The 25187-nt window shown below is 65.8% G+C and carries 22 protein-coding genes and 1 pseudogene; 11 read left to right on the top strand and 12 right to left on the bottom strand.

The genetic code is table 11. The features are described from left to right. The first annotated feature begins 101 nt into the window (after positions 1 to 101). Positions 102 to 818 (top strand): hypothetical protein, encoded by a 717-nt coding sequence (locus N687_RS0100670; protein WP_029420032.1) that lies wholly within the window; start codon positions 102 to 104, stop codon positions 816 to 818. A 76-nt stretch (positions 819 to 894) separates the two neighbouring features. Here the strand turns inward: N687_RS0100670 and N687_RS21820 are convergent, their stop codons facing one another. Together N687_RS21820 and N687_RS0100660 are read right to left on the bottom strand one after the other, a co-directional pair. Further along, positions 895 to 1878, bottom strand: a complete 984-nt coding sequence (locus N687_RS21820; RefSeq protein ID WP_051662830.1) for a polysaccharide deacetylase family protein — start codon at positions 1876 to 1878, stop codon at positions 895 to 897. 32 nt (positions 1879 to 1910) lie between these two features. Beyond that, positions 1911 to 2276, bottom strand: coding sequence for a DUF2653 family protein (locus N687_RS0100660; protein WP_029420030.1), 366 nt, complete (start codon positions 2274 to 2276; stop codon positions 1911 to 1913). Between the two features lie 183 nt (positions 2277 to 2459). Between N687_RS0100660 and N687_RS0100655 the strand changes: the two genes are divergently transcribed. The 4 genes from N687_RS0100655 (at position 2460) to N687_RS23600 (ending at position 5311) form a co-directional block, all read left to right on the top strand. Further along, complete coding sequence (locus N687_RS0100655) at positions 2460 to 2813, top strand: cupredoxin domain-containing protein (RefSeq protein ID WP_029420029.1); 354 nt, start codon at positions 2460 to 2462, stop codon at positions 2811 to 2813. A gap of 156 nt (positions 2814 to 2969) precedes the next feature. After that, positions 2970 to 4397 carry an NAD(P)/FAD-dependent oxidoreductase gene (locus tag N687_RS0100650; RefSeq protein ID WP_029420028.1) on the top strand — a complete coding sequence of 476 codons (1428 nt, stop codon included), beginning with the start codon at positions 2970 to 2972 and terminating at the stop codon, positions 4395 to 4397. A gap of 389 nt (positions 4398 to 4786) precedes the next feature. Next, a complete protein-coding gene (locus tag N687_RS0100645; protein ID WP_029420027.1) occupies positions 4787 to 4981 on the top strand; it encodes a hypothetical protein in 195 nt (64 codons plus the stop codon). Positions 4982 to 5173: 192 nt separating this feature from the next. Continuing rightward, positions 5174 to 5311 carry a hypothetical protein gene (locus N687_RS23600; RefSeq protein WP_156039987.1) on the top strand — a complete coding sequence of 46 codons (138 nt, stop codon included), beginning with the start codon at positions 5174 to 5176 and terminating at the stop codon, positions 5309 to 5311. Here the strand turns inward: N687_RS23600 and N687_RS0100640 are convergent. Continuing rightward, entirely contained in the window at positions 5268 to 6302 is a 1035-nt protein-coding gene (locus tag N687_RS0100640; RefSeq protein ID WP_231493359.1) for an NAD(P)H-dependent flavin oxidoreductase, read from the bottom strand. The genes N687_RS23600 and N687_RS0100640 overlap by 44 nt on opposite strands. 189 nt (positions 6303 to 6491) lie before the next feature. Between N687_RS0100640 and N687_RS0100635 the strand changes: the two genes are divergently transcribed. The 3 genes from N687_RS0100635 (at position 6492) to N687_RS0100620 (ending at position 8652) form a co-directional block, all read left to right on the top strand. Then, on the top strand, positions 6492 to 7190 hold the full coding sequence (locus tag N687_RS0100635) for a CoA transferase subunit A (RefSeq protein WP_029420025.1): 699 nt from the start codon (positions 6492 to 6494) through the stop codon (positions 7188 to 7190). A gap of 88 nt (positions 7191 to 7278) precedes the next feature. Further along, entirely contained in the window at positions 7279 to 7947 is a 669-nt protein-coding gene (locus N687_RS0100630) for a CoA transferase subunit B (protein ID WP_029420024.1), read from the top strand. A gap of 219 nt (positions 7948 to 8166) precedes the next feature. Next, the gene (locus N687_RS0100620; protein WP_029420023.1) at positions 8167 to 8652 is read left to right on the top strand and encodes a flavin reductase family protein; all 486 of its coding nucleotides are present in this window, start codon (positions 8167 to 8169) and stop codon (positions 8650 to 8652) included. Between the two features lie 57 nt (positions 8653 to 8709). On the opposite strand, the gene N687_RS0100615 is transcribed toward N687_RS0100620, so the two are convergent. Continuing rightward, complete coding sequence (locus tag N687_RS0100615) at positions 8710 to 9948, bottom strand: cation:proton antiporter (RefSeq protein ID WP_029420022.1); 1239 nt, start codon at positions 9946 to 9948, stop codon at positions 8710 to 8712. Between the two features lie 372 nt (positions 9949 to 10320). Between N687_RS0100615 and N687_RS21815 the strand changes: the two genes are divergently transcribed. Together N687_RS21815 and N687_RS21810 are read left to right on the top strand one after the other, a co-directional pair. Next, on the top strand, positions 10321 to 11022 hold the full coding sequence (locus N687_RS21815) for a M48 family metallopeptidase (RefSeq protein WP_051662827.1): 702 nt from the start codon (positions 10321 to 10323) through the stop codon (positions 11020 to 11022). Between the two features lie 204 nt (positions 11023 to 11226). After that, the gene (locus N687_RS21810; protein WP_051662826.1) at positions 11227 to 11880 is read left to right on the top strand and encodes a sulfocyanin-like copper-binding protein; all 654 of its coding nucleotides are present in this window, start codon (positions 11227 to 11229) and stop codon (positions 11878 to 11880) included. A 91-nt stretch (positions 11881 to 11971) separates the two neighbouring features. On the opposite strand, the gene N687_RS21805 is transcribed toward N687_RS21810, so the two are convergent. The 6 genes from N687_RS21805 to menB form a co-directional block, all read right to left on the bottom strand. Continuing rightward, positions 11972 to 12544: a TlpA family protein disulfide reductase gene (locus tag N687_RS21805; protein ID WP_051662825.1), complete on the bottom strand. Its 573-nt coding sequence runs from the start codon at positions 12542 to 12544 to the stop codon at positions 11972 to 11974. Continuing rightward, positions 12541 to 13377: a 2-succinyl-6-hydroxy-2,4-cyclohexadiene-1-carboxylate synthase gene (gene menH, locus N687_RS0100595; protein WP_029420018.1), complete on the bottom strand. Its 837-nt coding sequence runs from the start codon at positions 13375 to 13377 to the stop codon at positions 12541 to 12543. Before menH ends, N687_RS21805 begins: the two co-directional genes overlap by 4 nt. Beyond that, positions 13365 to 15140, bottom strand: a complete 1776-nt coding sequence (gene menD, locus N687_RS0100590; RefSeq protein WP_029420017.1) for a 2-succinyl-5-enolpyruvyl-6-hydroxy-3-cyclohexene-1-carboxylic-acid synthase — start codon at positions 15138 to 15140, stop codon at positions 13365 to 13367. The genes menH and menD overlap by 13 nt, the downstream gene beginning before the upstream one ends. Then, the gene (locus N687_RS0100585) at positions 15121 to 16596 is read right to left on the bottom strand and encodes an isochorismate synthase (protein ID WP_051662824.1); all 1476 of its coding nucleotides are present in this window, start codon (positions 16594 to 16596) and stop codon (positions 15121 to 15123) included. The genes menD and N687_RS0100585 overlap by 20 nt, the downstream gene beginning before the upstream one ends. Further along, positions 16569 to 18074, bottom strand: a complete 1506-nt coding sequence (gene menE / locus N687_RS0100580) for an o-succinylbenzoate--CoA ligase (RefSeq protein WP_029420015.1) — start codon at positions 18072 to 18074, stop codon at positions 16569 to 16571. The genes N687_RS0100585 and menE overlap by 28 nt, the downstream gene beginning before the upstream one ends. A 95-nt stretch (positions 18075 to 18169) precedes the next feature. Continuing rightward, on the bottom strand, positions 18170 to 18988 hold the full coding sequence (gene menB, locus N687_RS0100575; protein ID WP_029420014.1) for a 1,4-dihydroxy-2-naphthoyl-CoA synthase: 819 nt from the start codon (positions 18986 to 18988) through the stop codon (positions 18170 to 18172). A gap of 197 nt (positions 18989 to 19185) precedes the next feature. On the opposite strand from menB, the gene N687_RS0100570 reads away from it, so the two are divergent. Further along, positions 19186 to 20100, top strand: a complete 915-nt coding sequence (locus N687_RS0100570) for a 1,4-dihydroxy-2-naphthoate polyprenyltransferase (protein WP_029420013.1) — start codon at positions 19186 to 19188, stop codon at positions 20098 to 20100. 112 nt (positions 20101 to 20212) lie between these two features. Here the strand turns inward: N687_RS0100570 and N687_RS20510 are convergent, their stop codons facing one another. Beyond that, positions 20213 to 22612, bottom strand: a complete 2400-nt coding sequence (locus N687_RS20510; RefSeq protein ID WP_156039986.1) for a peptidoglycan-binding protein — start codon at positions 22610 to 22612, stop codon at positions 20213 to 20215. A 249-nt stretch (positions 22613 to 22861) separates the two neighbouring features. Then, a pseudogene (locus N687_RS0100560) lies at positions 22862 to 24989 on the bottom strand (thioredoxin domain-containing protein). Between the last annotated feature and the right edge of the window lie 198 nt (positions 24990 to 25187).

The raw sequence follows: 25187 nt of genomic DNA, 5'->3' as shown, positions 1-25187 counted from the left end.
CTGGGCCGGATACCCCCCGCCATCCGGGGAACAATCAGGACGAAGCCAATACCAAGGATGGAGGGGACCCTACGTTGACTCGACATACAAGGAAATGCGCGGTGTGGACAGCGACGGCCGGTGCACTCCTCGCGCTGGCCACAGGAGGCTGCGGGCAGGCGGCCAACCACACGGCCAACGCGGTCAACGCCACCGGGAATGCGGCGGGGATGGCAGCGCGAGGGACAGCCAATGTCATCCGCGGCGCGGGCAACGCCGTGACGGATGCCGCCCGCCTCGGCCCTGCCGGGGACCGCAATGCTTGGACTCGAAATCCGTTCACGGCCGCCGCGGTGCCGTTGGCCAGCCAGAGTGTGGAGGTCGATCCCGGCACACACACGGTCAACATCCGCCTGGCGGGTGCGGCGCGCACCGACGGCGTGGTGCCCGGGACCCGCGCGGGTGCGGCTGTCCCAGGCGCCGTCACGCCCGGAGCGGCCGTGGCACCCGGAACCGCGGCACCGCCCGTTCGCGCGGCCTGGGCGCCGACCGTCACCGTGCCGACCGGCTGGACCGTGCGCGTGACGGCACCCACTTCTGGCGCGTGGAACCATGGACTGGCGGTCGTCCCGTACCGGGACGGCACCGCGCCGGTGGGCGCGGCGGCAGCCCGGACCCCGGGCGTGTCCCGCGCGCTCAACTTCCGGGCCAACACCGCCGGCCTGTACGCCTTGGTCGTGACCACCCCCGGCCAGGCGGACCGCGTGATCGACATCCTCAACGTCTCCAACGGCAACCGGACGCCAGCCGTCCTCACCTATCACGACGGCTGGCGGTGACAGTCCAGAACGTTTGAAGGGGGTGCGCCGCACCGCATCGGTGTGGACGCACCCCCGTTTTGCGCCTCAGGCCGACTCACGCGTGTCCCGCCTGATTGGCCGGCGCCGAGGTCCGATTGCCTGGCGGCCCTCCCCCCGCTCCCGCTGGGTTGGTGCTGTTGCCCGCCGGCGAGCTGCGGCCGCTACCGCCCCCCAGCACCACGAAGCGCAATCCCTGCTTTTTCAACCCTGCGATGATATCCGGCAGCGCCGCCAGGGTCAGCGCGTTCTCGTGCATGTCGAACACGCCGCCCGACGGGTTCCCCTTGACAACGGCGTCGACCACCTGCGCCGGCGTCTTGGCCTCCCAGTCTCTCGGATCCCGATTCCACAGGACGAGCGTGAGATGGTCCTTGGCCATCACCTGCTCTGTGTCGTCATTGTAAGCGCCGTACGGGGGCCGAAACAACGTGACCGGCCGGCCGAGCACCGCCTCCAACTGGCTCTTGGCGGTCTCAATCTGCGCTGCCTGTTCGGCCTGCGAGAGATCCGTGAGCAATGGATGGGACTCCGAATGATTGCCGATGACATCGCCGTCCCGCTGCGCCCGCAGCACCTCGGATCGCCACTGCGATACCCGGTTGCCGACAAAGAAAAAGGTCACCGGCACGTGATACCGCTCCAACACGTCGAGGATCCGGGCGGTGTAGGGCGACGGCCCATCGTCGATGGTCAGGGCCACCTCTCCCTTGCCCACACTCCACACCTCGGGGACGAGGTGCTTGGTCGCGTATTGCGGGTGCTGCGTCTTCGGGGGAATGTGCTGCTCCCCTGGCAGAATGGCCCCGTCACCGCCTACGGGGACGACCCCGCCATCCATCTGCAGTCCCCCATTCGGCGCGGCCGCGACGCCACCGTCTGCACCGCCGCCCGTGATCTCGCCCGCGCCGTTCACCGGCGCGACGGCCGCCGGTCGAGCCTGCGCCGGGCCGCTGTGGTCCTCTCCGCAGGCTGCCACGAACCCCGCCGCTGCTCCCCACAGCAGCGCGCAGGCGCACAGACCCCTTCTCCGTCCATCCATGATTGGCTCTCCACTCCCTGCGTCACCCTCGCTCAGCGCACCACCGCCGTGGCGGTGATCCCGGATGACTCTGAATACTGAAGATCGACGGAAAGCTGGTGCGACGCCTGTGCCGACGATTCCGCGACCCACTCGGCCACCGCGTCGATGACGTCCTGCTCCCGCAGATGGACCGGGTGAACGCGGTCGATCCGCGCGTCGGCCGAAAATGGGGTGGGCGCATCCGGGTCAAACACCAATTCCACCTGTACCTGTTGCGGATGGCACCGGTGCCGCCGCGCCACATACACGGCGCACGCGTCGATCACGCCCTGTTCGTCCAGGACCACGACCTCCGCCCCGGCATCCCCGTCCGGCTGAGGGTGTTGGCCGCCATTCATGTGCCGTCTCCACCACATTCGCCATCCCCTCTTTCCGCCCCTATTCTACCACGGTCCGGCTGACACGGAGCGAAAAAATCGCCATAGCTGGACTTTTTATGCTCTGCGCATGAACGGTTCATACCTGGCAAATGTTAACCTGTGAGCATGTCATTTCCGGCCCGCGCCAGACCACGCGAGCCGGATGCAGGAGGGATTCCCATGCCTCGTTGGATGGCTGCCGCCGCCGTATGCTTGGTTTGCCTGTTCCCGGCGAACGCCGAAGCCGCCGCGCGCACCGTCGAAATCCACGCCACAGACCAGGGATTTGTGCCCGCCAACGTGATCGCTATGGTGGATCAGCCCATCCACCTGCACGTGGTCAACACGGGTACCCGGGTGCACCAGTTCTCCATCCCGTTCTACCGGATCTTCTCGCGCAACCTCGGGCCGGGCGAGACGACCGACATCGAATTCTCGCCGTGGACCGCTGGGCGGTATGAGATGGCATCCGACCCGAGCGGAAACTTTTCCCCGGAGTTCCGGGGCTGGTTCATCGTCACCGACCAAAAGTGACCGTACCTGGACCCGGTCTTTGCGAGAAGCGCAAACCCGGTATAATAAGGTTCGTTGGGCGGAACGAACGATGCTGTCCATCCGGCCACGAATCATTCGGGTTTGCGCTGATCCACACCCCGCAGCGCACATCCGTGCAAGGGGGTTGGGTTCCCAATGGCCGAAAAGTATGACGTCATCATCATCGGCGCCGGCCCTGCCGGCCTGTACGCGGCATACGAGTTCACGCGCAAGGCACCGTCGGCCAAGGTTCTTCTCGTCGACAAGGGCGTCGAGGCCAAACATCGCCACTGCCCCATCATGGAGGGCAAGATCGAGAAGTGCCCGCCACCCAATCGCATCAAGACGTATGCCAGCTGTTGGCCGGCCTGCGGCGTGATCAACGGTGCGGGGGGCGCCGGGAGTTTCAGCGATGGAAAGTTCAACATCACGGCTGAATTCGGAGGCTTCCTGACGGACTATCTTTCGCCGTCGGAGGTCATGGACCTCATTCTGTACGTCGATCGCATCAATCTGGAGCACGGAGCGCCCGACACCATCACCGATCCGACGACACCGGAAGTGGCGGCCATCGAACGCCGAGCGGCCGGGGCAGGCCTCAAGCTGCTGCGGGCGCGGGTGCGGCACATCGGCACGGATCGCAACCTGGAGCTCATGGAGAGCATCTTCGCCTATCTCGAACCCCGCGTCGACCTGCGGTTCCGCACCTTCGTCGAAGACCTGTGGATCGAAGACGGGACCATCCGCGGCATCGAGGTGCGGGGCGGCGAACGGATCCGGGCGGACTTCGTTCTCGCGGCCCCGGGAAGGGACGGGTCCACTTGGCTCGGTGAGGTGTTCAAGCGGCACGGCCTGCGGATGACCAACAACCAGGTGGACATCGGCGTGCGCGTCGAGACATCCAATGTCATCATGCAAGAGATCAACGAGCATCTCTACGAAGGCAAGTTCATCTTCCAATCGCCATCCACCGGGTTGCGCGTGCGCACCTTCTGCGCCAACCCCAGCGGTTATGTGGTGGTAGAGAACCACACCGGCGTCATGGCCGCCAACGGCCATGCGTATAAAGACCCGGAGTTGGCGTCCGAGAATACCAACTTCGCGCTGTTGGTCAGCCACCGGTTTACGGAGCCGTTCGACCGCCCAAACGAATTTGCGCGCCAGATCTGCCGGCACGCCAACCAGCTGTCGAATGGTTCCATTATGATTCAACGCTACGGGGACCTGTTGCGCGGCCGGCGCAGTACGCCGGAGCGCATTCGGGAAGGGTTCATCGAACCCACGTTGAAAGAGGCGGTTCCCGGCGATCTCGGTTTGGTCCTGCCTTACAAGACCCTGGTGGCGCTGCAGGAGATGATGTCCGCGCTCAACCACGTCACCCCCGGGATCGCCAGCGACCACACCCTGTTCTACGGGGTCGAGGCCAAATTTTACGCCGCCCGCGCGGAGGTGGATCGCACCCTGCAGACGAAGGTCAAAGGGCTGTACTGCGCCGGTGACGGCCCCGGCATCTCGCGGGGCATCTCGCAGGCCGCCTCCAGCGGGGTCTACGCCGCGCGCAACATCATCCGGCAATTCACGTAAACAAGACCCGGGTGCGCGATGACCCTTCGCCAGCGGTGCATGCCGCCGAGATCGCGCACCCGGAAAGCAGGGTGACTGTATCCCTGTTACGGCTACTGTAAGCGGGTCGTCTGCAGACCGTGTGTGCACTCGCCTGCCCCGCGCATAAAGGGCAGAACGATGGGTTATCCTGATGGGCGTAAGGGGAAGGTGATGTGGGATGATAACGCACTGAGTTGACTTGCGTCAGCAAGTGGGTTGCGCTTCACGTCCTCGATCCTTACACCCGGGGAGGCGGCTGTGATGCCGTCTTTTCGGCGTTTTCAGGCGGTTGTCCCCAGGGCGCGAATAATCGGCGCGCCCTGAGCCAGCCTATGACCGGTGGACATCCCAGTGAGGAGGCGATCCGCGTGAAGGAATCCTTGCGCGTCCCCGGTCCCCGGCTCCGCTACATCGCGGCCGAAAAGCTGGACGACGACCGTCGTCAGTTGCTGCGCAAGTACGAGGTGCACGGCGACGGCGCACCCGGCATTCCCGTTCGATCCGCCAGGCGCATCGACGGGCTGAGCGCCGGGCGAGCCGACCGGAACTCCCCGCTGGTCTGATGAAACGGGCCCCCTCCGGGCGGGCCCGGTTCCACCTCTTCTCCCTCGCCCTTCGCCGGAATTCGCTACCGTTCGACGGATCCGAAACACAACCTTCACAAAAAGAACCGCCCCAGACGCCAACACATCCCAGCCCGCGTGCTACACTGGGAGTGCGACCATCCAGGCCACTTGGCGAGGAGGGGAAATCGCGTGCAAGAGCGAAAGTCGAGCAATCCTATCGCTGTCTTGGAGAAAGTCTGGCGCATCGCAGAGCGCGTCACCGTCACGCTGGCCAGCCTGCTGGTCATCGGGACGGCGGGTTATGTGTCCCTTCATCTGTTGACCTGATGGATTCGTCCGTCCAAGCCTGCCACTGTACACTGCGCTGTTGGAGAATGCGTGAAGCCTCCGCGGCGACACGGCGCACCACCTCGGCGGCTGGAACGATATCGTGCACCAATCCCACGCTTTGACCCGCATTCATCCAGCCGCCTTCGACATCACCTTCCAACGCCGCCCGCGCGTTCATGCGGCCGCTGATCATCGGCAACAGGTGCGCCTCGCTGCCCGGCGTCTCGGCCTCCTGGCGCAGCACCGCCTCGGCAAACGGGGATCGCAACACCCGCGTGATCCGGCCGAACGAACGCTCCATGACCACGGTGTCCTGCGCACGTGAAGCCACCAACAGGCTCTTGTAGTTCGGATGCGCCTGGCATTCCTCCGTCGCGACGAAGCGCGTGCCCATCTGGACGCCTTCAGCCCCAAGGCAGATGGCGGCTGCAGCGGTGCGGCCGTCGGCGATCCCGCCGGCTGCCACCACGGGAATGCGAACCGCGTCGACCACGTTCGGAATCAGACTGAACGTGGTCAATTCGGCCGGGCCGTTGTGACCGCCCGCTTCTGTCCCCTCGCAGATGACGATGTCCGCACCGGCCGCCTCTGCCTTCTGGGCCTGCTCGGGCGTCGACGCCAGCGTCATCACGGCGAGCCCCCAATCGCGCACCACTGGGATCCAGGGCCGGGGATTGCCTGCCGACAGGCTGACTGCACGGATCCGGCCGGGATGCTGTCGAACCATGCGCTCAATCACCTCGAAATACGGCGAGACATCCCGGTGTTCACTCAGCGGCACGTTGACGCCAAAACCCGCCTCGGTTTCCGCCAGCGCAATCCGGATCTGCGCCTCCAATTCCTCCGGGCTGCGACCGCCAGAGCCCACCTGACCGAACCCGCCGCCCGCAGAGACCGCCGCGGCCAAGCGGCCATTGCCCACATACGCGAGGCCGCCCTGGATGATCGGAAATCGACAACCGAGAATTTCACACACCCGGTTTTTCACGCCATTCCCTCCTCGTTGTGGAACTGCGGCCATTATAGCACGCGGAACCACTTCATTTGGTAAAGAAGGCGCTTGCAAAAGCGCCTTCGCTATGTCAGAAATGAAGTTGAAGCGAGGGTTGATAGACGGTTGACGGCCGCCGGCCCGCAGTCCGGGGCGGCGGGCGCAGCGGCGCGAAGGAGGATGCAGATGAACAAGGTATTTGCTTCCGCGGCCGACGCCGTTCGGGACATCCCAGACGGTGCGACCATCTTGGTGGGCGGCTTCGGACTGTCGGGGATCCCCGAAAATCTCATTCTGGCCCTGCGCGACCAGGGCACGAAGGATCTGACCTGCGTCAGCAACAACTGCGGCGTGGACGATTGGGGCCTCGGCCTGTTGCTCCAAACACGCCAGATCAAAAAGATGGTCGCCTCGTACGTGGGCGAGAACAAGACATTTGAACGCCAATTCCTGACGGGCGAGCTCGAGGTGGAGCTGGTGCCGCAAGGCACCCTCGCCGAACGCATCCGCGCAGGAGGCGCCGGCATCGGCGGCTTCTACACCCCCACGGGTGTGGGCACGGCTGTCGCCGAAGGCAAAGAGGTCCGCGTGTTCGACGGCCGGGAGTATGTGCTGGAGCGCCCCATCCGCGGCGATTTCGCGCTGATAAAGGGTTGGAAGGCGGACCGCCTCGGCAACGTGGTGTACCGAAAGGCGGCGCGCAACTTCAATCCCATCATGGCCGCCGCCGGTAAGATCACCATCGTGGAAGTCGAGGAACTGGTCGAACCCGGCGAGCTGGATCCCGACGCCATCCACACCCCCAGCATCTATGTGCAGCGCATCGTCGTCGGCCCGTCTTATCAGAAGCGCATTGAGCGGCGCACGGTCCGGCCCCGGCCCTGACGCTGTCTGAAGCCGCACTGGCGTGTCCGGCCGGCGGGCGAAACCGCCGATGGGTGGCTGGACGCTGAGAAAGGAGAGGAATCCAACCATGCCTCTGACGCGTGAACAGATTGTGCAACGCGCCGCCCTCGAGATTCAGGACGGAGACTACGTCAACCTCGGAATCGGCATGCCCACGATGGTGTCCAACTACATCCCGCCCGGCATCACCGTGGTCCTTCACTCCGAGAACGGGTTGCTCGGCACCGGCCCCTATCCCTACGAGGGCGAGGAAGATCCGGATCTGATCAACGCCGGCAAAGAGACCGTGACTGTGTTGCCTGGCGCCGCGTTCTTCGACTCCGCGGAGTCATTTGCCATGATCCGCGGGGGACACATCGACGTCGCCATCCTGGGGGCGATGGAGGTGTCGGAGCAGGGAGACCTCGCCAACTGGATGATCCCCGGCAAGATGGTCAAGGGGATGGGCGGCGCCATGGACCTGGTCAACGGCGCCAAAAAGGTCATCGTCACGATGGAGCACGTGAACAAGAACGGTGAGCCGAAGATCTTGAAAACGTGCACCCTGCCGCTGACCGGCAAACGGGTCGTGCACCGGATCATCACCGACTACGCGGTGATCGACGTCACGAGCGATGGCCTCGTGCTGCGTGAGGTCGCGGAGGGGCATACGCCGGAGGAGGTGCAGGCCATCACCGCGGCACCGCTGCACATCCCTGTCGAAGGCGTTACGGTGATGCGCACGCAGCACGCGTAACTCACGAGCAGAGAACGGTTCACGTTCAACCCCGGGCCGGCCGCAGGCAGACGGCGTCTTCTGCCTGCGGCCGTTCTGTGCCGACCCCCCAGGCTTTGGTCACGCCCCGGCTCTGTTCATTCTGGCGCTCGCCCTCGGCCATCTCGTCCTCCGCCTCCGACGTGCAATTTGGCCCCCGTCTGGTACAATGGGTGGGAATGATGAGAGGAGGGTGTTTCCTTGCCAGTCAACCCTGACGAGTTCCGGCGGGCCCTGGGGCGGTTCGCCAGCGGCGTCACGGTCGTCACGGCCCAGGCGAACGGAAGCGCGGCGGGCATCACGGTATCGGCATTCGCATCCGTCTCCCTGCAGCCCCCTTATATCCTGATCTGCATCGACAAACAGTCCAGTACCATTCCGGTGCTGCGCGCGGCAGGTGCGTTCGCCGTCAACTTTCTCAGCGAGGACCAGGCGCACTTGTCCAACCATTTCGCCTCGAAGCGCGCCGACAAGTTCGCCGGCATCTCCTGTCGCCACGGACAGCTCGGTGCGCCCCTGTTGGAAAACACGCTCGGCTATGTGGAGTGCCGGGTGGTGCGAGAGGTGGATGCCGGCGACCATCTGCTGTACCTCGGCCAGGTGGAGGCTTCAGGCGTGGACGACACCAAGCGGCCGCTGTTGTATTACCACAGCCAATACCACGGGCTCGCACCGCTCTCTTCGTGACCGCGGCCCCCGCTGGTCGCCCCGCCCGGCGGGGGCCACGACTGGCCAGCGCGCCGCTCAGATCTCCTCTTGCTCCTCGGCTGGCCGTGTGACACCCAACGCTTTGGCGACGATTCCGGTGGTGGTGGCCTGAATGAGAATGGTGGCCAAGATGGCCATGAAGGTCACGGCGCCGATCACGTCGGCCCCCTCGATTCCCTGCGCTGCCAGCATCCCCGCCAGGGCGGCCGGGATCACCCCGGTTTCGCGCACCCAGAACATGAAGGCCACCTCACGCCATCGCCAGCGCGCGATCCGGTCCGCCCAGACAGAGGCGAGCACGGAGATCGGCCGTGCCAGCACCATGAGGGCCGCTACGGCCAGGATGCCGACCCACAGGTTTGCCCGAACCACCCCGAAATCCACTTGAGTCCCGAGCAGGACGAAGATCAGCATCCGCATGAGCATCGTCATGCCATTGAAAAAGTGATCGGCATGGTCTTGGGTACGCGCCTCGAGGGCCCATCCGAATGCGGATCCGTTCCCCGTGATGACGCCCGCGGTGAACGCCGCCATGAACCCGCTGGCATGCAGGGCCTCCGCTGCCTGGTAGGCTCCGAGGGCCACCGACAACATGACGAGTGACCCGTACTCGTGGAAAACCCCCCAGCCGCGCGAGGACACCAACCACAGGCACAACAGCCCGAGGGCGAACCCGACCAACAGCCCGACGCCGGCCGATTGGATGAACTGCCAGACAGGCACGGCGAGATTGACCGAGCCCGCGGCGCCGAGCAGGCCCAATAAGGTGAACACCAGTACAGACGCGGTGGCGTCGTTGAACGCCGACTCGGACTCGACCGTCTGCTGCAGCCGACGCTCGATGGGAACGCGTTTAAACACCGGGATGAGCGTCGCGGGGTCGGTCGACGCCAGTACGGCAGCCAACAGCAGCGAGAACAACCATGGCATTCCGAACGCCCAGTGGACCACCGCGCCGACGACCAAGGCCGACACGAGGACGCCCACCGTCGCCAGCATCCCGATGGAGATCCACACCTTGCGGAGGACGGCAAACTGGGTGGACCGGCCGCCGTCAAACAAAATCAGGGTGGCCCCCACGTTGAGGATGAACTGGTTGACCTCGGAGCGCCCCGGCTCCGCCACCCAGTGCAGCACCGCCGGTCCGACGAGAATGCCGAACACCAAGTACGCCGCCACGTCGGGGATGCGCGGCCGCTCCGTCAGCTTCCCCACCACGAGGCCGCCCGCCAGCACCACCAGAAGCACGGTGATGGCGCTCTCCCATGTATTCATCTGAATCACGCTGGCATCCCCCTTCTCGACGGGCCCCGATTGGACCAGGTATCCGTTCGGACCCAGTCGTCTGAGACCCAGTATATCAGACAGGCTTCCGCCATCGAGGCGCACCCGGCCTGTTGCACGAATTTGTCCAAACGCTCGTGGACACCCCATCACACCGCTCACACCCCATTCCGACGGTGCGCTTCCCCGCCAGTATGCCCCTGCGGTCCGCCAGTTTTCAGTCTGTCGGAAACGCACGAGCGCTACGCGAAGGGTGGATCCCGTCACCGGATGGGCCGGATTGTGGTATACTGTCGGCGCATCCAACGCGGGGACAGGCCGCCGCCCAAAGCCGCGCACGGAATCCGAGGAGGGATTGACACCGTGGCCATCCCATTGGACCCTGACCTGCCCGTTCACGTGATCCGCAGCCGGCGCAGGCGGCGAACCATCGCCTTGGAGGTGACGCCGGAGGGGCTGTGGATTCGTGCGCCCATCAGCCTCACGGACGCGGACATCGCCCGTATCGTGGAGCGGCGCCGCGCTTGGATCCGGAGGACGTACGAAGCCCGCGTCGCCGCGCAGGCCCGTGAAGGAGGGCGTGTCTGGCAATTTCTCGGCCGTCCCGTTGAGATCCGATACATCCCGTGCCCCGACCAAACGTCGGCACCCTGGCGAATGTGGTGGGAAGCGGGCGCTGTCCATGTATCGGGACCCGGCTCATCTCTGCCGGACGATGTTCTGAAACCCCTGTTCACCGAATGGTACCGAGAACAGGCGCGTGTCCTCCTGTCGGTTCGAGCTGCACGATGGGCGGAGAAATTGGGCCTTCGCTACCGTTCCTTGCGGATCAAGGATCAAAAGTCCCGGTGGGGCAGCTGCAGTTCAGCCGGCAACATCAACCTCAACTGGCGCCTCGTACAGGCACCGGAATGGGTGGCAGACTACGTGATCGTGCACGAATTGTGTCACCTGGTCGAGCTCAACCACTCTCCGCGCTTCTGGGCCCTGGTGCGTGCGGCCATCCCAGACGCCGAGCGGGCAAAGCGGTGGCTGCGGGACCACGGTCAGGAGTTGTTTTTCTGAACAATCCCCGACAAGTTCACGCTTTTTTTGCGCTTCGTGCGGTTTCGGCTTGTTTCTCAACAGTCTCTTGAGGCTATACTAGATCCTGTGTGCCCGTTTTCTCGGGCTGTTTGCTTTCGTACCTCCCCATTCCCGGGGGAGCCGGCGGCCATCGCGCTGCCCATCGCCTACATACCCAATGCCCGTACGGAACGGAGGATGTGCATGAAGTTATCACCCTTGGGCGTGCTCGTCGTGGCATTAGGCGGTCTGGTTGCCATCATCATTTGGATTGTCGGTTACATCGGCCTGCCCAACCAAGTCACGCATCGGGATCTGGCCCACAACCCCCAGGTGGAGACATCCTTGAACGCCACTTCCGGGGGCGCCGCGGGGGGCGCCGCAGGCGGCCAGGCCGGCCAGAAGGCCGCTTGGTATGCCCTCGGCAAAGAGCCGAAATCCATCGATCTGACCATCACCGCGCAATCCGGCGACAATCCTATGAACTTCAACGGCTATGGTAAGGGCGCGTTGAAGATCACGGTGCCCGTCGGCTGGAAGGTCAATGTCACCTTCGTCAACCAGCAGGGACAGGTTCCGCACAGTGTCGGTTTCGTTCAGTGGGCGGATCGGGAGTCCCCGACCGGCCAGTTCACCCCGGCTTTCGACGGCTCGGTGGGCGATGAGAGCCAGTTCAAAAGCGGTGTGACGAGCGCCGGACAGAAGTACTCCTTCACCGCCGACAAGGCGGGGCAGTACGCCATGGTCTGCGGTGTCCCCGGCCACGCGGCAGCGGGGATGTGGGACGAATTCGACGTCGACGCCCATGCGACCGCGCCGACCATCACCACGCCGGAGGGCACGGTGACAGTCAAGTGAATCCAGGCGGCCCCATCCCAATGAACGGGGCCGCTTTTGTCTTCTTCGGTTGGTGGAACGCCAGCCGGGATTCACGATGTTTTCGGCTCCGTCAGGCCTGGGAAAGCGCCTGGCGGATCCACTTCTCCAGGGAAGCCTCACTGGCGGGCCCGAGGATGACCCCCACGATGGTTCCATCGGGCCGAAGGATGAAGGTCGTCGGCGTACCGACGATGTGGTAGTCCTCCAGAAACCGCCCCTTCGGATCGAGCAGCGTCAGGTACGGGATGTGATGTTCATCCACGAACCGTTTGGCGTCGGCCGCCGAATCTTCCACCGTCATGTTGACGCCGACAAACTGCACTTTCCCCTTGTACCGTTGGCTCGCCTGGACCAACACCGGCATCTCCTCGATGCACGGACCGCACCAAGAAGCCCACGTGTTGATCACCAACACCTCTTTTCCCAACAGATCCTGCAACCGGACATCGCCATCCCCCGATACTTTTGGCAGTTGGAAATCCGGCGCCTTTTTCCCCTGCATCGGTTCCAGCGTGGCCGTCTGCCCTGGACCCGCCGTGTTGACGATCCCGTTGTCTTGCGCATGCTCCGCTCCTCCTCCGGGGACTCCGCATCCCGCGAGGCCGAGCAACAAAAGACCGCACAGCAAGGCGGTCCGCTTCATGTCTGCTCTCTCCTTTCGTCGCACGCCTGGAGAAAAGCCAGCACAGCGTCCAGGTACGCGTCGGGCCGCTCCAGATGCACCGTATGCCCGGCACCTTCCACCTTCACCCATCGGACATCGGGCAGGCGCGATGCCATGCGGGCGGCGATGGCGCAGAACTTCGCGTCCAGGGCCCCGGTCACCAACAGCACCGGGATCGACAAGGAAGACAGCCGATCCCACTGCGGCCTCTGCGCTCCGGTGCCCATGCCGCGCAGACTGGCCGCCAAACCCTCCGGCGTCTGGGCCAGCCGGAGCTGCCGCTGCCGGTCGCGCACCGCGGCGGGCAATCGCGCCTGGGAAGCGAACAGGGGCTGGGCCGCCCAGCGAGTCGCAAACGCCTCCAGGCCGTTCGCCAGGATCCAGTCGGCGAGGTCCTCGTCCTGTCTCTGGCGATCCCGCCTCGCCTCGGGATCTTCGAGTCCCGGTGAAGCGCTCTCCAACACCAACCCGGACAGCCGGCCGGGCGCCTGTGACGCCAGCGTCAGCGCCGTCCGCCCGCCCATGGAGTAGCCGAGGAGATGAAACCTCGGATACCCGAGGTCGTCCATCAGCCGGAGCAGAGACGCCACCGCTCCGTCCATCGTCCGCTGTGCCGGGTCCTCTGGAAACCGGGACCGGCCGTGGCCGGGCATGTCGACGCACACCGTGCGGTAGTGGGCGGAGAGGCGATCCAGCACAGGCCACCATGCCTCCGCCCGGCCGGTGAAGCCGTGCAGCAGGAGAAGGGGCCACCCCTCACCACGTATCTCGGCGTACCATGTCCAGCCGTCGAGCACCTTCAACTCGGCCATACGACGCCCTCCACCGCGGACCACGCCCGCTCGAACACCCGCCGGTGCAGGCCGACATTGTCCACGTCCGCCGACGGCACCAGGACCACATGGACACCGCCCTCATCCAGGCCTTCCGCCACCGCCCGGCGGAACGACGGCCAATCGCTCGCCCGGGTGAACCGGGCGCCGTACATTTCCACCGCTCCCTGGAACGTCAGGCCATGGGGGGTGCGAAAGTGGATGAACGTGTCCTGGTGTTCCGCCTGCGGAAGGAAGGAGAAGATCCCGCCGCCGTCGTTGTGAATCACCACCACCACGAGGTCCGCCCCATGACGGGTGGCCGCCAACAGCCCCCCGAGGTCGTGATAGAAGGACACGTCACCGATGACCAGGACCGTCTTTTCCCCGGCGGCCGCCACCCCCGCAGCGGTCGAAACCACGCCGTCGATCCCGCTCGCGCCCCGGTTCCCGTACACGCGCAGCGCCTGTGGCCGTTTGCCGAGGAAGCTGTCGAGGTCCCGCACCGGCATGCTGTTGCCGGCGAACACCGTCGACCCATCCGGCAGAAGCGGCGCCAACTCGGTCCACACGCGCCCTTCGAAGAGGTCGTCCGCCGCCTCGAGCGCCGCGTCCATCGCCCTGCGGGCGCGCAGGTCGGCCTCCCGCCACGCGGCCGACCAGGCCGCCTGGGCAGCCACAGCCTCGGCGGGTCGGTGTACCGCGGCATGGGCCTCGGCCAGCGCACGGCAGACTGCAACCGGGTCCGCCTGCACCACCAGCCCCGCGGAGAAAAACGGATCGCGCCAGCGATCGCCGACATCCACGACCACCTGGAACGCGTCCTCATGGCGGCCGAGCCATTGGCCGAGCGCCTTCGACACCGGCGGGTGGCCGATGCGGATCACCAGGTCGGGCCGAATCCGCCCAGCCGACGGCCCCCGCAGCAGGGTGTCGTAGGTGTCGATCACCCTCCCCAGATCATGCCGCCCGACCCGCACCTGCGAAAGCGGATCGGCGAGGATCGGCACATCCCAATGGGCCGCCAGCGATGCCACCGCGGGGGCGACGGCGGGATCGTCCCATGGCCCGCAGACCACCACAGCGCGCCGGGCCTCGGCCAGGCGAGACGCCACCCGTGTGATCGCTTCCGGATCGGGCGTGGAGACGGCCGCATACACCGCCTCGGGCGCACCGGGACGATGCCCGGCGAGGCCCCCGCGGACGGGTGCGGACTCCCGCGGCGGCACGAGGGGTTCGCGGAAGGGCCAGTTGGCGTGCACGGGGCCGGCAGGCGCAGCCCATGCGGTATGCACCAACCGCCAGGCGCTCGCCGCCGCCTGCCGCCGCAGCCCCGGCTCCGCCATCGGCACCGGCATCTGCAGGAATAGCTTGACGTGGGTGCCGTACAGCTTCACTTGATCCACTGTCTGATTGCTGCCCGTCCCATACAGTTCTGGCGGCCGGTCGGCTGTGAGGACCACCAGCGGGACGCGCGCCTCGTATGCCTCCACCACGGCCGGCAGATAGTTTGCCGCCGCGGTGCCGGAGGTGCAGACCAACACCGCGGGCCGGCGCTTCGCCTTGGCCAATCCCAGCGCGAAAAAACCCGCGGATCGCTCGTCCAACAAGGTGTACAGCTGAAATCCGCCGTGGCGGGCAAAGGCCATGGTCAGCGGGGTCGATCGCGAGCCGGGCGACACGCACACGTCCCGGACCCCCGCCCTCGCCAGTTCGTCCACAAAGTCGAGCACCGGAAGCAGGTCAAGATTCTCCGCCGTCATCGGCCACCTCCAACCCGAGGGCCTGTTTCATCGGCCGCAGTTTCAACTCCGTCTCTTCCCATTCCGCGGCCGGGTCAGAATCTCCCATGATGCCCGCCCCCGCGTACAGATGTGCCAAGAGAGGCCTGACAAGTGCGCACCGGATGGCGACCATGAACTCGCCGCTGCCGTCCATGCCGGCCCAGCCGACAGCGCCGCCGTACCACCCCCGGTCAAATCCCTCACGATCCCGGATGTACCCCATGGCTTCCTTCTGTGGCGACCCGGCCAGGGCAGGCGTCGGCATCAACGCGTCCGCCACGGTCAGGATGTTCTGTCCAGCCTGCAGCCGGCCGGCGATCGGTGTGTGCAGATGTTGGACATTGGCCAACCGCTTCAACCCGGGTTCAGCTGGAACCTCCAGGTGGGTGCACAGGGGCGCCAGCCGTGCACGCAACCACTCGCGCACGACGCCGTGCTCGTGCAGGTTCTTCCCGCTGTGGAAGAGCCAGTCCGCCAGGCGGGCGTCCTCCGCCGGCGTCCGCCCGCGCGGGGCCGTACCGGCCAAGCAGTCGACCGCGACGCTCCCGCTCTGCACGCGCGCCAGCCGCTCCGGCGTGGCACCGAGAAAGCACTGATCCTGCCGCCACAGGGCGAAGACCCCGCTTTCCGGGTACCGGCGGCCCAACGCGCGCAATGCGGCCCCGATGTCCGCGGGGCGCGCGAGGGGGACGACCTCCTCCCTCGCCAGAACCACCTTCTCAAACTGTCCCGCGCGGATGGCGGACGCCGTCTCCGCCACCAGCCGCGTCCATCGGTCGCGCGCGTCCCCAAAAGCGGTGCCGGTCCGCTGGGCGCCATCGGGCCACGCAAGGGACTCTGCGGACGGCCGAACCCCTCCGTCCTCCGGCCCCTCCGGCTGCGCCACGGACAACCGATGCCACCAAGCGGCCGCCTCCTCCCAGACCTCCGCTGCGCTCTGGCCTGGAACGGCCCGCACCGTCACCGTGCACGTCGCCTCTTCACCGTCCCGGGCGAACGTCACCCGCGGCAGCCACATCTCCGCACTCGGCCAGCCGCGCCACGGGTCCAGGCGCGGACCGGTGTCAAACGCGGCGCCGCCAACCCAATGCAGAGCTGCCGGATCGTCGGCCTCCACGAGATGGCGCCAGGCTTGCCAGGCGTCTGCCAAGCCCCCGAGCGCACCCGCCGGCCCGGAGCGGACGGACGCCGCCGCACCCAATCCCAACCACGTCCGGCCGGCCGCCGGCTGATGGAGGTACCAGCGCGGTACCCCAGGCGGGCAGGCCAAAGCCGTCGCCAACAGGTCGTCGGTCGGGTCCACCCGGACCCTCGCCGCCGCCAGGACTGGCCGGCCGCTGGTCCGCGCCCGCTCCGCCGCCCGCTCCGCCCACGGCCGCAGGGCGTCCAGGGCGGCCGCGATCCCGGTCACCGGGATGTCGAGCTGACGAGCCATTCTCTCAAACTCCTTCGTAACAGTTTACCGGATGCGTTGCGCGGCAACTGCTCGGTCCACACGAACCGCTTCGGCACCTTGAAGCGGGCCAGACGGCCTTCGAGATGGGCCCGAAGGTCCGCTTCATCGACCGCCCCGGGGCGCACGGGGACCACGAACGCGACCGGGACCTGTCCCCACTCTGGGTCTGTCTCCCCCACCACCGCTGCCTCAAGGACGCCTGGGTGGGCCGCGATGGCGTTCTCTACTTCGGCGGGATAGATGTTCTCCCCTCCGGAGACAATCAGATCCGTCCTCCGGTCGAGCACGTACAAGTAGCCCTCTTCGTCCAGGAAACCGATGTCCCCTGTGTACAGCCACCCGTCCCGGATGGCCTTTGCGGTCGCGTCCGGCCGCCGCCAGTACCCCGGCGTCACCGTCGGGCCGCGGACGATGATCTCCCCGGGCTCCCCCGGCGCGGCCAGCCGGCCGTCACAGACCACCCGGATGTCCGTCAGCAGCAAGGGTTTCCCGGACGATCCCAGCTTACGCAGCCCGTCCTGCGGCAGCAGGGTGCACACCTGCGACGTGGCCTCCGTCAAGCCGTAACTCTGCGCCACCGGTACCCGCAGCGCCTGGCACCGCTCGAGCAGAGGTTTTGGCGCGTAGCTTCCCCCGAGCAGCACGCAGCGCAGCTGCTCCGGATAAGGGGTGTCGCGCCCGGCCAGCATCCGGCTGAGCATCGTCGGCACGACCGAAACGAGCGTGATGCCCCCCTCGTCGATGGCCTGGTTGACGGCCTCGGCGGAGAAGCGCTCGTGCGCCACGGCCGTCGTCCCGTAAATCAGACTCCTCATCAAGACCGACAGGCCTCCGACGTGAAACAGGGGCATCGGCACCAGCCAGCGATCCCCGGGCACGACCCCGAGCTGCAGCGCGGATGCCAGCGCCGAGGCCAAGAAGTTTCCGTAGGTGATCATCGCCCCTTTCGGATGCCCTGTCGTACCCGATGTGTACAGGATGGCCTGCACCTCGTCCAGTTCGATGCGATCGCGAAACACCGCGGACGCCTCCGGCCAAGGCTGGCTCACGTCCCAGACGGGCCAGATCCCCCGCCCCTGCTCGGCCACAGTGGCCGCCAACGCACATTGGGCATCGTCGCAGATCAACAGAGAAATCTCAGCATCGTTCAGCTGCCAGACAATCTCTTGGGCGCTCAGACGCCAGTTGATCGGCACCAAAATGGCGCCTCGCTGTATGGCGGCGTAAACGGCCAGCGCCACCACCTCGGGCCGCTGCGCCAACAGCGCGACCCGGTCGCCCGGCGCCACGCCCAAGCTCGCCATGACGCCCGCCGCCTGACCCGCCCGCTCGCCCAATTCCCGGTAGGTCCAGCGCACCGACTCCGTCTCCAAGGCCACCTCGCCGCCTCGCACGTCCATGTGCCGCGTCAGCCAATCGGGCACCGACGCGGCAGATTGAAGCCACGACGTGTGCATCGGTTCACCCCCTTGTCGGTCGTCTGCCGACACACAACCGCCCCACCGGAACCGGCGGGGCTGGGCGTGCATCCGGCCGTCACGACGGTTGCCCATCAAGGCAGGCGGCGGAACTGGCTGAAATCCGGCTTGCGCTTTTCAAGGAAAGCGCGCGCACCCTCCTTGGCCTCATCGGTCATGTAGTACAGCATGGTGGCGTCCCCCGCCAGCTGTTGCAGTCCGGCAAGACCGTCTGTGTCGGCGTTGAACGCCGCCTTCAGGAACCGGATGGCGATCGGGCTCTTCTCGAGGATCTCGCGCGCCCACTGAACCGCCTCTTCCTCCAGGCGTTCGAGCGGTACCACCGCATTGACCAACCCCATCTCGAGCGCCTCCTGGGCGGTGTACTGGCGGCAGAGGAACCAGATCTCTTTCGCCTTCTTGTGGCCGATGGTCCGCGCGAGCAGCGTCGCGCCGTACCCAGCGTCAAAACTGCCCACCTTCGGCCCGGTCTGGCCGAATCGAGCGTTCTCCGCCGCGATGGTCAGGTCGCACACCACGTGCAGCACATGGCCGCCGCCGATGCACCAACCGGCGACGACTGCGATCACCGGTTTGGGCAGGGTGCGGATCAACCGCTGCAAGTCCAGCACGTTCAACCGCGGCACATCGTCTGCGCCGACGTACCCGCCGTGGCCGCGCACACGTTGGTCGCCGCCCGAGCAGAACGCCTTGTCGCCCTTGCCGGTGAACAGCACCACGCCCGTCTCCGGGTCATCGCGCACATGTTCGAAAGCGTCAATCAACTCCATCACCGTCTCCGGGCGAAATGCGTTGTGCACCTCCGGCCGGTTGATGGTGATCTTCGCAATCCCGTCGGCCTTCTCATAAATGATATCCTGATATTCTTTCACAACTTTCCAGTCCGGAATCATTTGGTCCCCTCCCGTCGCCCCGGCCGACCTTAGCCGCGCCGAAGCCTTGTCCACCCTTCAGTATAACAAACCGCTGCCGGCCAATACGAATCCACCCAAATCCGCCTCCCGCCCCCACTGTCCAAACGGACTCTGCATTTGCTATCATCCAAGTGGAAGTTTGCCCTGCCAGACGGGACAATGAGGATTGGGAGTTGATGGACTTGTCTTGGCGGCAGCGTGTTGACGTGGCCTGGCGCATGTTGCGCCCGTTCACCCTGACGGCGTCCCTGGTGCCGACGTTGGTGGGCACCGGATTGGCGATGGCGCAACGTCACTTTCGGCCAGGCGAATTTGTGGCGTTCATCCTGGCCTCCGTCCTGATCCAATCGGCCACAAATATGTTCAACGAATACTTCGACTACCGGCGCGGCCTCGATTCAAAAGAGATGGTCGGCATCTCGGGCACCATCGTGCGAGACGGAATCCGGCCGGCGGTGGTCCTTAGGACCGCGTGGACGCTGGTAGGCGTCTCCATCTTGCTCGGCCTGTACATCTGCGCCACCACCTCGTGGTGGGTGGCGGTGGTCGGTGTCTGTTGCATCGCGGTGGCCTACTTCTACTCGGGCGGCCCGAAGCCGCTGGCGTATACGCCGTTCGGAGAAATTGCCGCGGCCGTGTCCATGGGCCCGACCATTGTGCTGCTCGCGTACTACATCGAGACCGGCCACATCAGCCCGTCCGCCTGGGCGGCCTCCGTCCCCATCGGGTTGCTCATCGGTGCCATCCTGCTCGGGAACAATATCCGCGACATGGAGCAGGACCGCGCCGGCGGACGGCATACGGTCCCCATTCTGATGGGCCGCGAACGCGGCCGCATGCTCGTCGCACTGGTGTTCACATTGGCCTACGCGCTGACGCTGGGGTTTGTCCTGTTGGGCTACTTGACCCCCTGGGCCCTGCTGGTGCTCTTGACCATTCCATCGGCGGTGTACGTGGTGAGGTTGTTTTACCGTTATTCAGACCCGGTGAAGCTGCACCCGGCCGTCAAAGGGACCTCGGTGCTCCTGTTTCGCTTTGGCGCGCTGATGTTCGCCGGCCTGCTCGCGGCGGCCTGGTTCTCCATCCGTTGAACCCAGCCCAGCCGGCTGGAGCCGGCCGCTGGCCAAACCGCTTCTGTACCTCGTGAAAACAAACCCGCCCCACCCCGGCGCATTGGGCCGGGGATGAGGCGGGTCATTTCGTTCAATTGCTTGTCGGGGCAGGCAGTGCGACGAGTTGCGCCGCACTCGCGTCCACATAGGCGGTCACCGGAGATGCAGAAGGTTGGTTCTGATCCACGAACTGCACCGCGATGAACCCGCCGGCGGGGGTGGGATTCGAACAGACCAACCAGTCTCCGCTGTGCACCTTCGCCAACACCTGCGCGGATCGGCTTGGAGCACTGTAGAGGTTGACCATGCTCGATCCGTTCGAGATGGCGCGGTACACGTTGGTGAGCGCGATGTACGCGGAGTCCACCCAACCGGACACGCCGCCCGCCGTCACGTGGTACCACTCCGTCGGCAGGTTGCCCACCATGCCTTCGCGCGCCTGGTCGACCGTCACCTGTACCCCCTGCGGAATCGACTGCGCCGGGGTGGGGATGAGGCTCTGCCACGTGCGGATATCGCACACGCCGGTGGCTGGCAGGCCATGCGCCTGTTGATACGTGATGAGCGCGCTCTGCGTCAGGGGGCCGAACGCCCCGTCGGTCTGGAGGCCCGCGCCGCTCGCCCGGTTCAGGGCCTGCTGCAGCAGCTTTACCCCGTTACCGCCGTCCCCGAGTTTCAGATCGCCGGGGAACATCTGGTCCGCCCCCTGGGACGGGTCGCTCCACACCGGCAAGTTGCCGTACGGGTTCGCCTGCACCACCCCAAGGGCGCCCGGCATCCGAAACACCGGCTCATCCGACGACTGCGGTGCCGGCGCGGACTGGCCTGCGACATACTGAGGGAACGATCCCGGGGCCACCTGAGCGGACTGGGACAGATCGGCCATCAGGGTGGCGATCTTCTGCGACCACGCGGGATCGGTGGCGTAATGCTCGTTCATCCCGTCGAGCGTCGGCCATTGGTAAAAGTGCTGCCCGTCCGCGTCCAGATACCCATTGCGTACGAACCACGCCGCGAACTGGATGGAGTAGTCCGCCGACGGGAACGTCCCCGCCGCGTGTCCCGGATCGGCGTCGTACGCCCCGTACCCAAAGAGGTTGTTCTTGGCCTGCATGATGGCGCTCTTGCCCCAGCCCGTCTCCAGCACGGCGTGGGCAGCCAGATAGGCGGCATCCACCCCGTAGCGCTGCTGCGCCCGAATGAACGAATCGCCCAGGCCCTGCAGGGGGGAGCCGTTGTCGGCGAACCACTGGTCAATGGCCTGCGCCGTCACGCCTGCAGGAGCGGGGAAACGGAGATCGACCGTGCGGAATGGATTCTCGTATGTACCGAGGAGCTTGCCGACATACGTCCCGTCGCTCTGGGAGAGAAGATAGAATTGCGAGAGATGCGGCGAGTGTCCGGGATTGACGTCCAGGGCGATGTAGCGCTCGCCCGGCTTTGCGAAGCTCGGCGGGGCCGCGCCGATCCATCCGTAGACGGTGCTGACAAACGACCCGTTGCTATTCAGGTAGTAGTAATTTTGGGGAAACTGGACGACCTTGTGCGTGGTCAGGTCGACCACGAAACCGGTGCTCGCTCCGCTGATCCGCTGCTTCGCCGCATCCAGCGTCGGCAACACCACCGGGTCCTGGGCCGGCGATGTATACGCAGCAAAACCGGCTTCCGAGAAGACCACATTGCCTGCCCCGTCCTTGATCACCCCACCCGGGATGCCCGCGATGGCCGCCTTGGCCGCATCGAGGGTTGAGTACGGGCCGCCCACCACCTTCCCGTCAGCCGTGTACGCGTAGTAGGACTGCTGGGTGGTCATGTTCCAGTGGGAACCGTCCCAGTTATGCTGGACGCCCAACCGGTCGAGGAGCCCCATCAAGTACCAGATAGGCATGTAGGTCGTCATGCTTCCGCCCGCCGGGTCTTTGCTCGCGATGCCGTTGACCCGCTTGACCGGCGTTCCGTTGATCTCGAGCACCTGCGCGCCGGTGCCGATCTGGATGTTGCTGAGATCGGCGTGCATCGACGCGGGTACCTGGAGATTCCAGTACGTCCCGTCCCATGTGCTCAGAATGCCAAGCTTCGTCAAGGCCTGCTGCAGATACCAGATGGGCATGTACGTGGTCCCCTGCCACGCAAACCCGGAGGGCGTCGAGATCACTTGACCATTGAGGAGAATCTGCATCGGCTGAAACTTGCGCGACGTCAATGCGCTCCAAGTCCCCGTTCCGACCACGCCGTCCGCCGGCAGGCCGTTGGCCTTTTGAAACGATTTCACAGCGTTCAACGTCGCCGCACCGAAGGAACCGTCCACCGCCCCGCTGTAATACCCGGCAGCCTTGAGCGCGTTCTGCAGGTCCGCCACCGCCGGGCCGTGATCGCCCAGGTGGAGCACCGGTTCCTGGGCGTAGACGGCCACTGGCGCCCACACCGCGGGAGATCCGGCCATCACGGCGCCCGCAGCCGCGCACAGCGCCATCCAAACCTTTCTATTCACCTTCCCATCCTCCTTACGTTCTCAACCCGGAAATCCAGCAGCGTCACGAGAGGACGGCGCGGATGCATCCGCCTCGCCTGATTTAGACGGCAGGACTGCAGGGCTTGTTACAGGTGCCGACCGGCCTCTTCTTGGTTCGACACGGGAATGGGAAGTCCTGCAAAAAGGCGTTGTGGGGACCACGCAGGTCGGCCCCCGGTTGGCACGTTGCGCCGGGGGCCTCCAGGTGGCTACGGGATCCAGAGCAGTTCAGGAAGAGTGCGCGGAGGAAAGCGACCGCGCCAGCGCCTCCGGATCGAAGACCGGCTGACGGCAGGCGTACTGCTCGCACACGTACGCCGCGGGCAGCCCATTCACCGGTCCCTGGCCGGCGACGAAGGGGGCGATCTCCGCCAATCGCCGCTGTCCCGCCGCCCCGTCGTGGGCGAGCAGAATGGCATTGGGCAGATACGTCCGCTGGATGACGGCACGCATTTGGGCCGCGTCCGCGCGATCCGGTGGCCCTGCGACGACGATCTCCCTGGAGGGACCGAGCGCCATCAACACCGCGATCCCGAACTGGGTGTACCCGGCCGGATGGTGGGCGGCCTCCCCCGCACAGGCCGACAACTGCCGCTCCGCCAGGGACGTCCACGCCGGATCGCCGGTGATGCGCGCGAGCTTCAACAGATTCCACGCCGCCACCGAGTTGGCGGACGGGGTGGCCCCGTCGTACATCTCCTTCGGCCGGGCGAGGAGGACCTCCGCGTCTGAGCCGTAGAAATAGTAACCGCCCCGCGCCTCATCCCAAAACAGACGCTGCATGTCCCGCTGCAGTCGAAGGGCACCGGCCAGGTACTCGGTCCGGAAGGTGGCTTCGTACAGCTCGATGGCGGCCCAAACCCAGAAGGCATAGTCGTCGGCGTAGGCCAGGTGAGCCGCCTCGCCGTCGCGATAGCGGGCCAATAGACGCCCGTCCGGCCGAGTGAGGTGCTGCTGCACAAAACGATACACGCGCTCGGCCGCCTCCACCCACGCGGGCTCGGCCAACACCCGGCCGGCCCGCGCGAGGGCCACCGCGGCGAGGGCATTCCAAGCGGTCAGGATCTTGTCGTCCCGGTGGGGGCGAACCCGCCGTTCGCGGGCGAACCGCAGGCGCTCGTGCGCCTCGCGCACCTGCGCCCCCCACTCGTCCGGATCCAAGCCCTCCTCGCGAGCGAACGCTTCCATCGTCCGGTCGACGAGGTTCGGGATGTTCTTGCCCTCGAAGTTCCCGGCTGGAGTGATGTCGAAGCACCGGCAGTAGCGATCGCCGAGTTCGTCGCCGAGGACCGCCCGGACCTCTTCGACGGTCCACAGGTAGTACTTGCCCTCCTCTCCTTCCGAGTCGGCGTCCTCGGCGGCGTGGAAGGCACCTTCCCGGTCGCGCATGTCGCGCAACAGGTAGGTCAGCACGTCGCGGGCCACCGCCGCGAACAGCGGCCTTCCGGTGGCCTGGTACGCCTCCGTGTACGCAAGGGCGAGCAAGGCGTTGTCGTACAGCATCTTTTCAAAATGGGGCACCAGCCAGCGGCGATCGGTGCTGTAGCGAGCGAACCCAAATCCGACGTGATCGTACAGACCGCCCCGGTACATCCGCTCCAAGGTGTTCGACGCCATCTCCGTGGCCTCCGCCGCGCCGCGCAGGTGTCCGTAACGGAGCAGGAAGATCAATTGGTGCGGCGTGGGAAACTTGGGCGCATCGCCGAATCCGCCGTACTCCGCATCGTACTGGCTGCGCAGCTGTTCATACATGCGCCGCACCAACCCCTCGTCGGCCTCCCCCGCGCGGCCCTGGGCGGCGAACGCCTGCTGTACGTGGCGCGCGATGTCCTGTCCGGCGGAAAGGACCTTCGCGCGATCCCGCGTCCACGCAAGCTGAATCTGCTCAAGCAGCTCCATCAACCCGATGCGGCCGAAGCGCCGCCGCTTCGGGAAGTAGGTCCCGGCGAAGATGGGCTGCTGCTCCGGCGTGAGGATCACCGTCAGCGGCCATCCGCCCTGGCCCGTCAGGGCCTGGCAAACGGTCATGTAGATGTGGTCGATGTCGGGCCGCTCCTCGCGATCGACCTTCACACTGACGAAATGTTCGTTCAGGTACGCGGCCACCTCTTCGTCCTCAAAGGACTCGTGCGCCATGACGTGGCACCAGTGACAGGTCGGCCTAGGAAACTCCTTGTGGTCGCCCCCGTAGGGGCTACGAATAGCCGATGGACAAGAACACAGGCTTACCCTCACGTTGTGCCTTTTGGAACGCTTCCGGGCACCACGGCCACCAGTCCACCGGATTGTACGCATGTTGGAGCAGGTACGGTGATTTTTCGTGAATCAAGCGGTTGGGCTTCCGTTCTTCGGGCACGCCCGCCACTCCCTCTGGTAAGAATTTTTGGTTGACGGTGTAATTGTACCCCGAAATCATACGAGTCCATGACACTTGAAGTGTGAATCCGTGGAGACACTGCGACATCTAAAGTCCGCCCCGTCGTGCATCCATTCGACGGACTTGCTTCACTGCCAGGGCGGTGTGCCACCCGATGCCAGTTGCATCGGGTTTTTG

The sequence above is a fragment of the Alicyclobacillus macrosporangiidus CPP55 genome, from assembly GCF_000702485.1.
GTDB classification, from domain to species: domain Bacteria; phylum Bacillota; class Bacilli; order Alicyclobacillales; family Alicyclobacillaceae; genus Alicyclobacillus_H; species Alicyclobacillus_H macrosporangiidus_B.
This window is presented reverse-complemented; position numbering and strand designations above follow the sequence as displayed.

Excerpts from the sequence above, each read along its gene's own strand:
- N687_RS0100660 (WP_029420030.1), bottom strand. The coding sequence starts at position 2,276 with ATGTGGTGGAGACGGCACATGAATGGCGGCCAACACCCTCAGCCGGAC.
- N687_RS0100635 (WP_029420025.1), top strand. The coding sequence starts at position 6,492 with ATGAACAAGGTATTTGCTTCCGCGGCCGACGCCGTTCGGGACATCCCA.
- N687_RS21820 (WP_051662830.1), bottom strand. The coding sequence starts at position 1,878 with ATGGATGGACGGAGAAGGGGTCTGTGCGCCTGCGCGCTGCTGTGGGGA.
- N687_RS0100615 (WP_029420022.1), bottom strand. The coding sequence starts at position 9,948 with ATGAATACATGGGAGAGCGCCATCACCGTGCTTCTGGTGGTGCTGGCG.
- N687_RS0100655 (WP_029420029.1), top strand. The coding sequence starts at position 2,460 with ATGCCTCGTTGGATGGCTGCCGCCGCCGTATGCTTGGTTTGCCTGTTC.
- N687_RS0100650 (WP_029420028.1), top strand. The coding sequence starts at position 2,970 with ATGGCCGAAAAGTATGACGTCATCATCATCGGCGCCGGCCCTGCCGGC.
- N687_RS21805 (WP_051662825.1), bottom strand. The coding sequence starts at position 12,544 with ATGAAGCGGACCGCCTTGCTGTGCGGTCTTTTGTTGCTCGGCCTCGCG.
- menE (WP_029420015.1), bottom strand. The coding sequence starts at position 18,074 with ATGCACACGTCGTGGCTTCAATCTGCCGCGTCGGTGCCCGATTGGCTG.
- N687_RS0100570 (WP_029420013.1), top strand. The coding sequence starts at position 19,186 with ATGGACTTGTCTTGGCGGCAGCGTGTTGACGTGGCCTGGCGCATGTTG.
- menB (WP_029420014.1), bottom strand. The coding sequence starts at position 18,988 with ATGATTCCGGACTGGAAAGTTGTGAAAGAATATCAGGATATCATTTAT.
- menH (WP_029420018.1), bottom strand. The coding sequence starts at position 13,377 with ATGGCCGAGTTGAAGGTGCTCGACGGCTGGACATGGTACGCCGAGATA.
- N687_RS0100585 (WP_051662824.1), bottom strand. The coding sequence starts at position 16,596 with ATGGCTCGTCAGCTCGACATCCCGGTGACCGGGATCGCGGCCGCCCTG.
- N687_RS21810 (WP_051662826.1), top strand. The coding sequence starts at position 11,227 with ATGAAGTTATCACCCTTGGGCGTGCTCGTCGTGGCATTAGGCGGTCTG.
- menD (WP_029420017.1), bottom strand. The coding sequence starts at position 15,140 with ATGACGGCGGAGAATCTTGACCTGCTTCCGGTGCTCGACTTTGTGGAC.
- N687_RS0100630 (WP_029420024.1), top strand. The coding sequence starts at position 7,279 with ATGCCTCTGACGCGTGAACAGATTGTGCAACGCGCCGCCCTCGAGATT.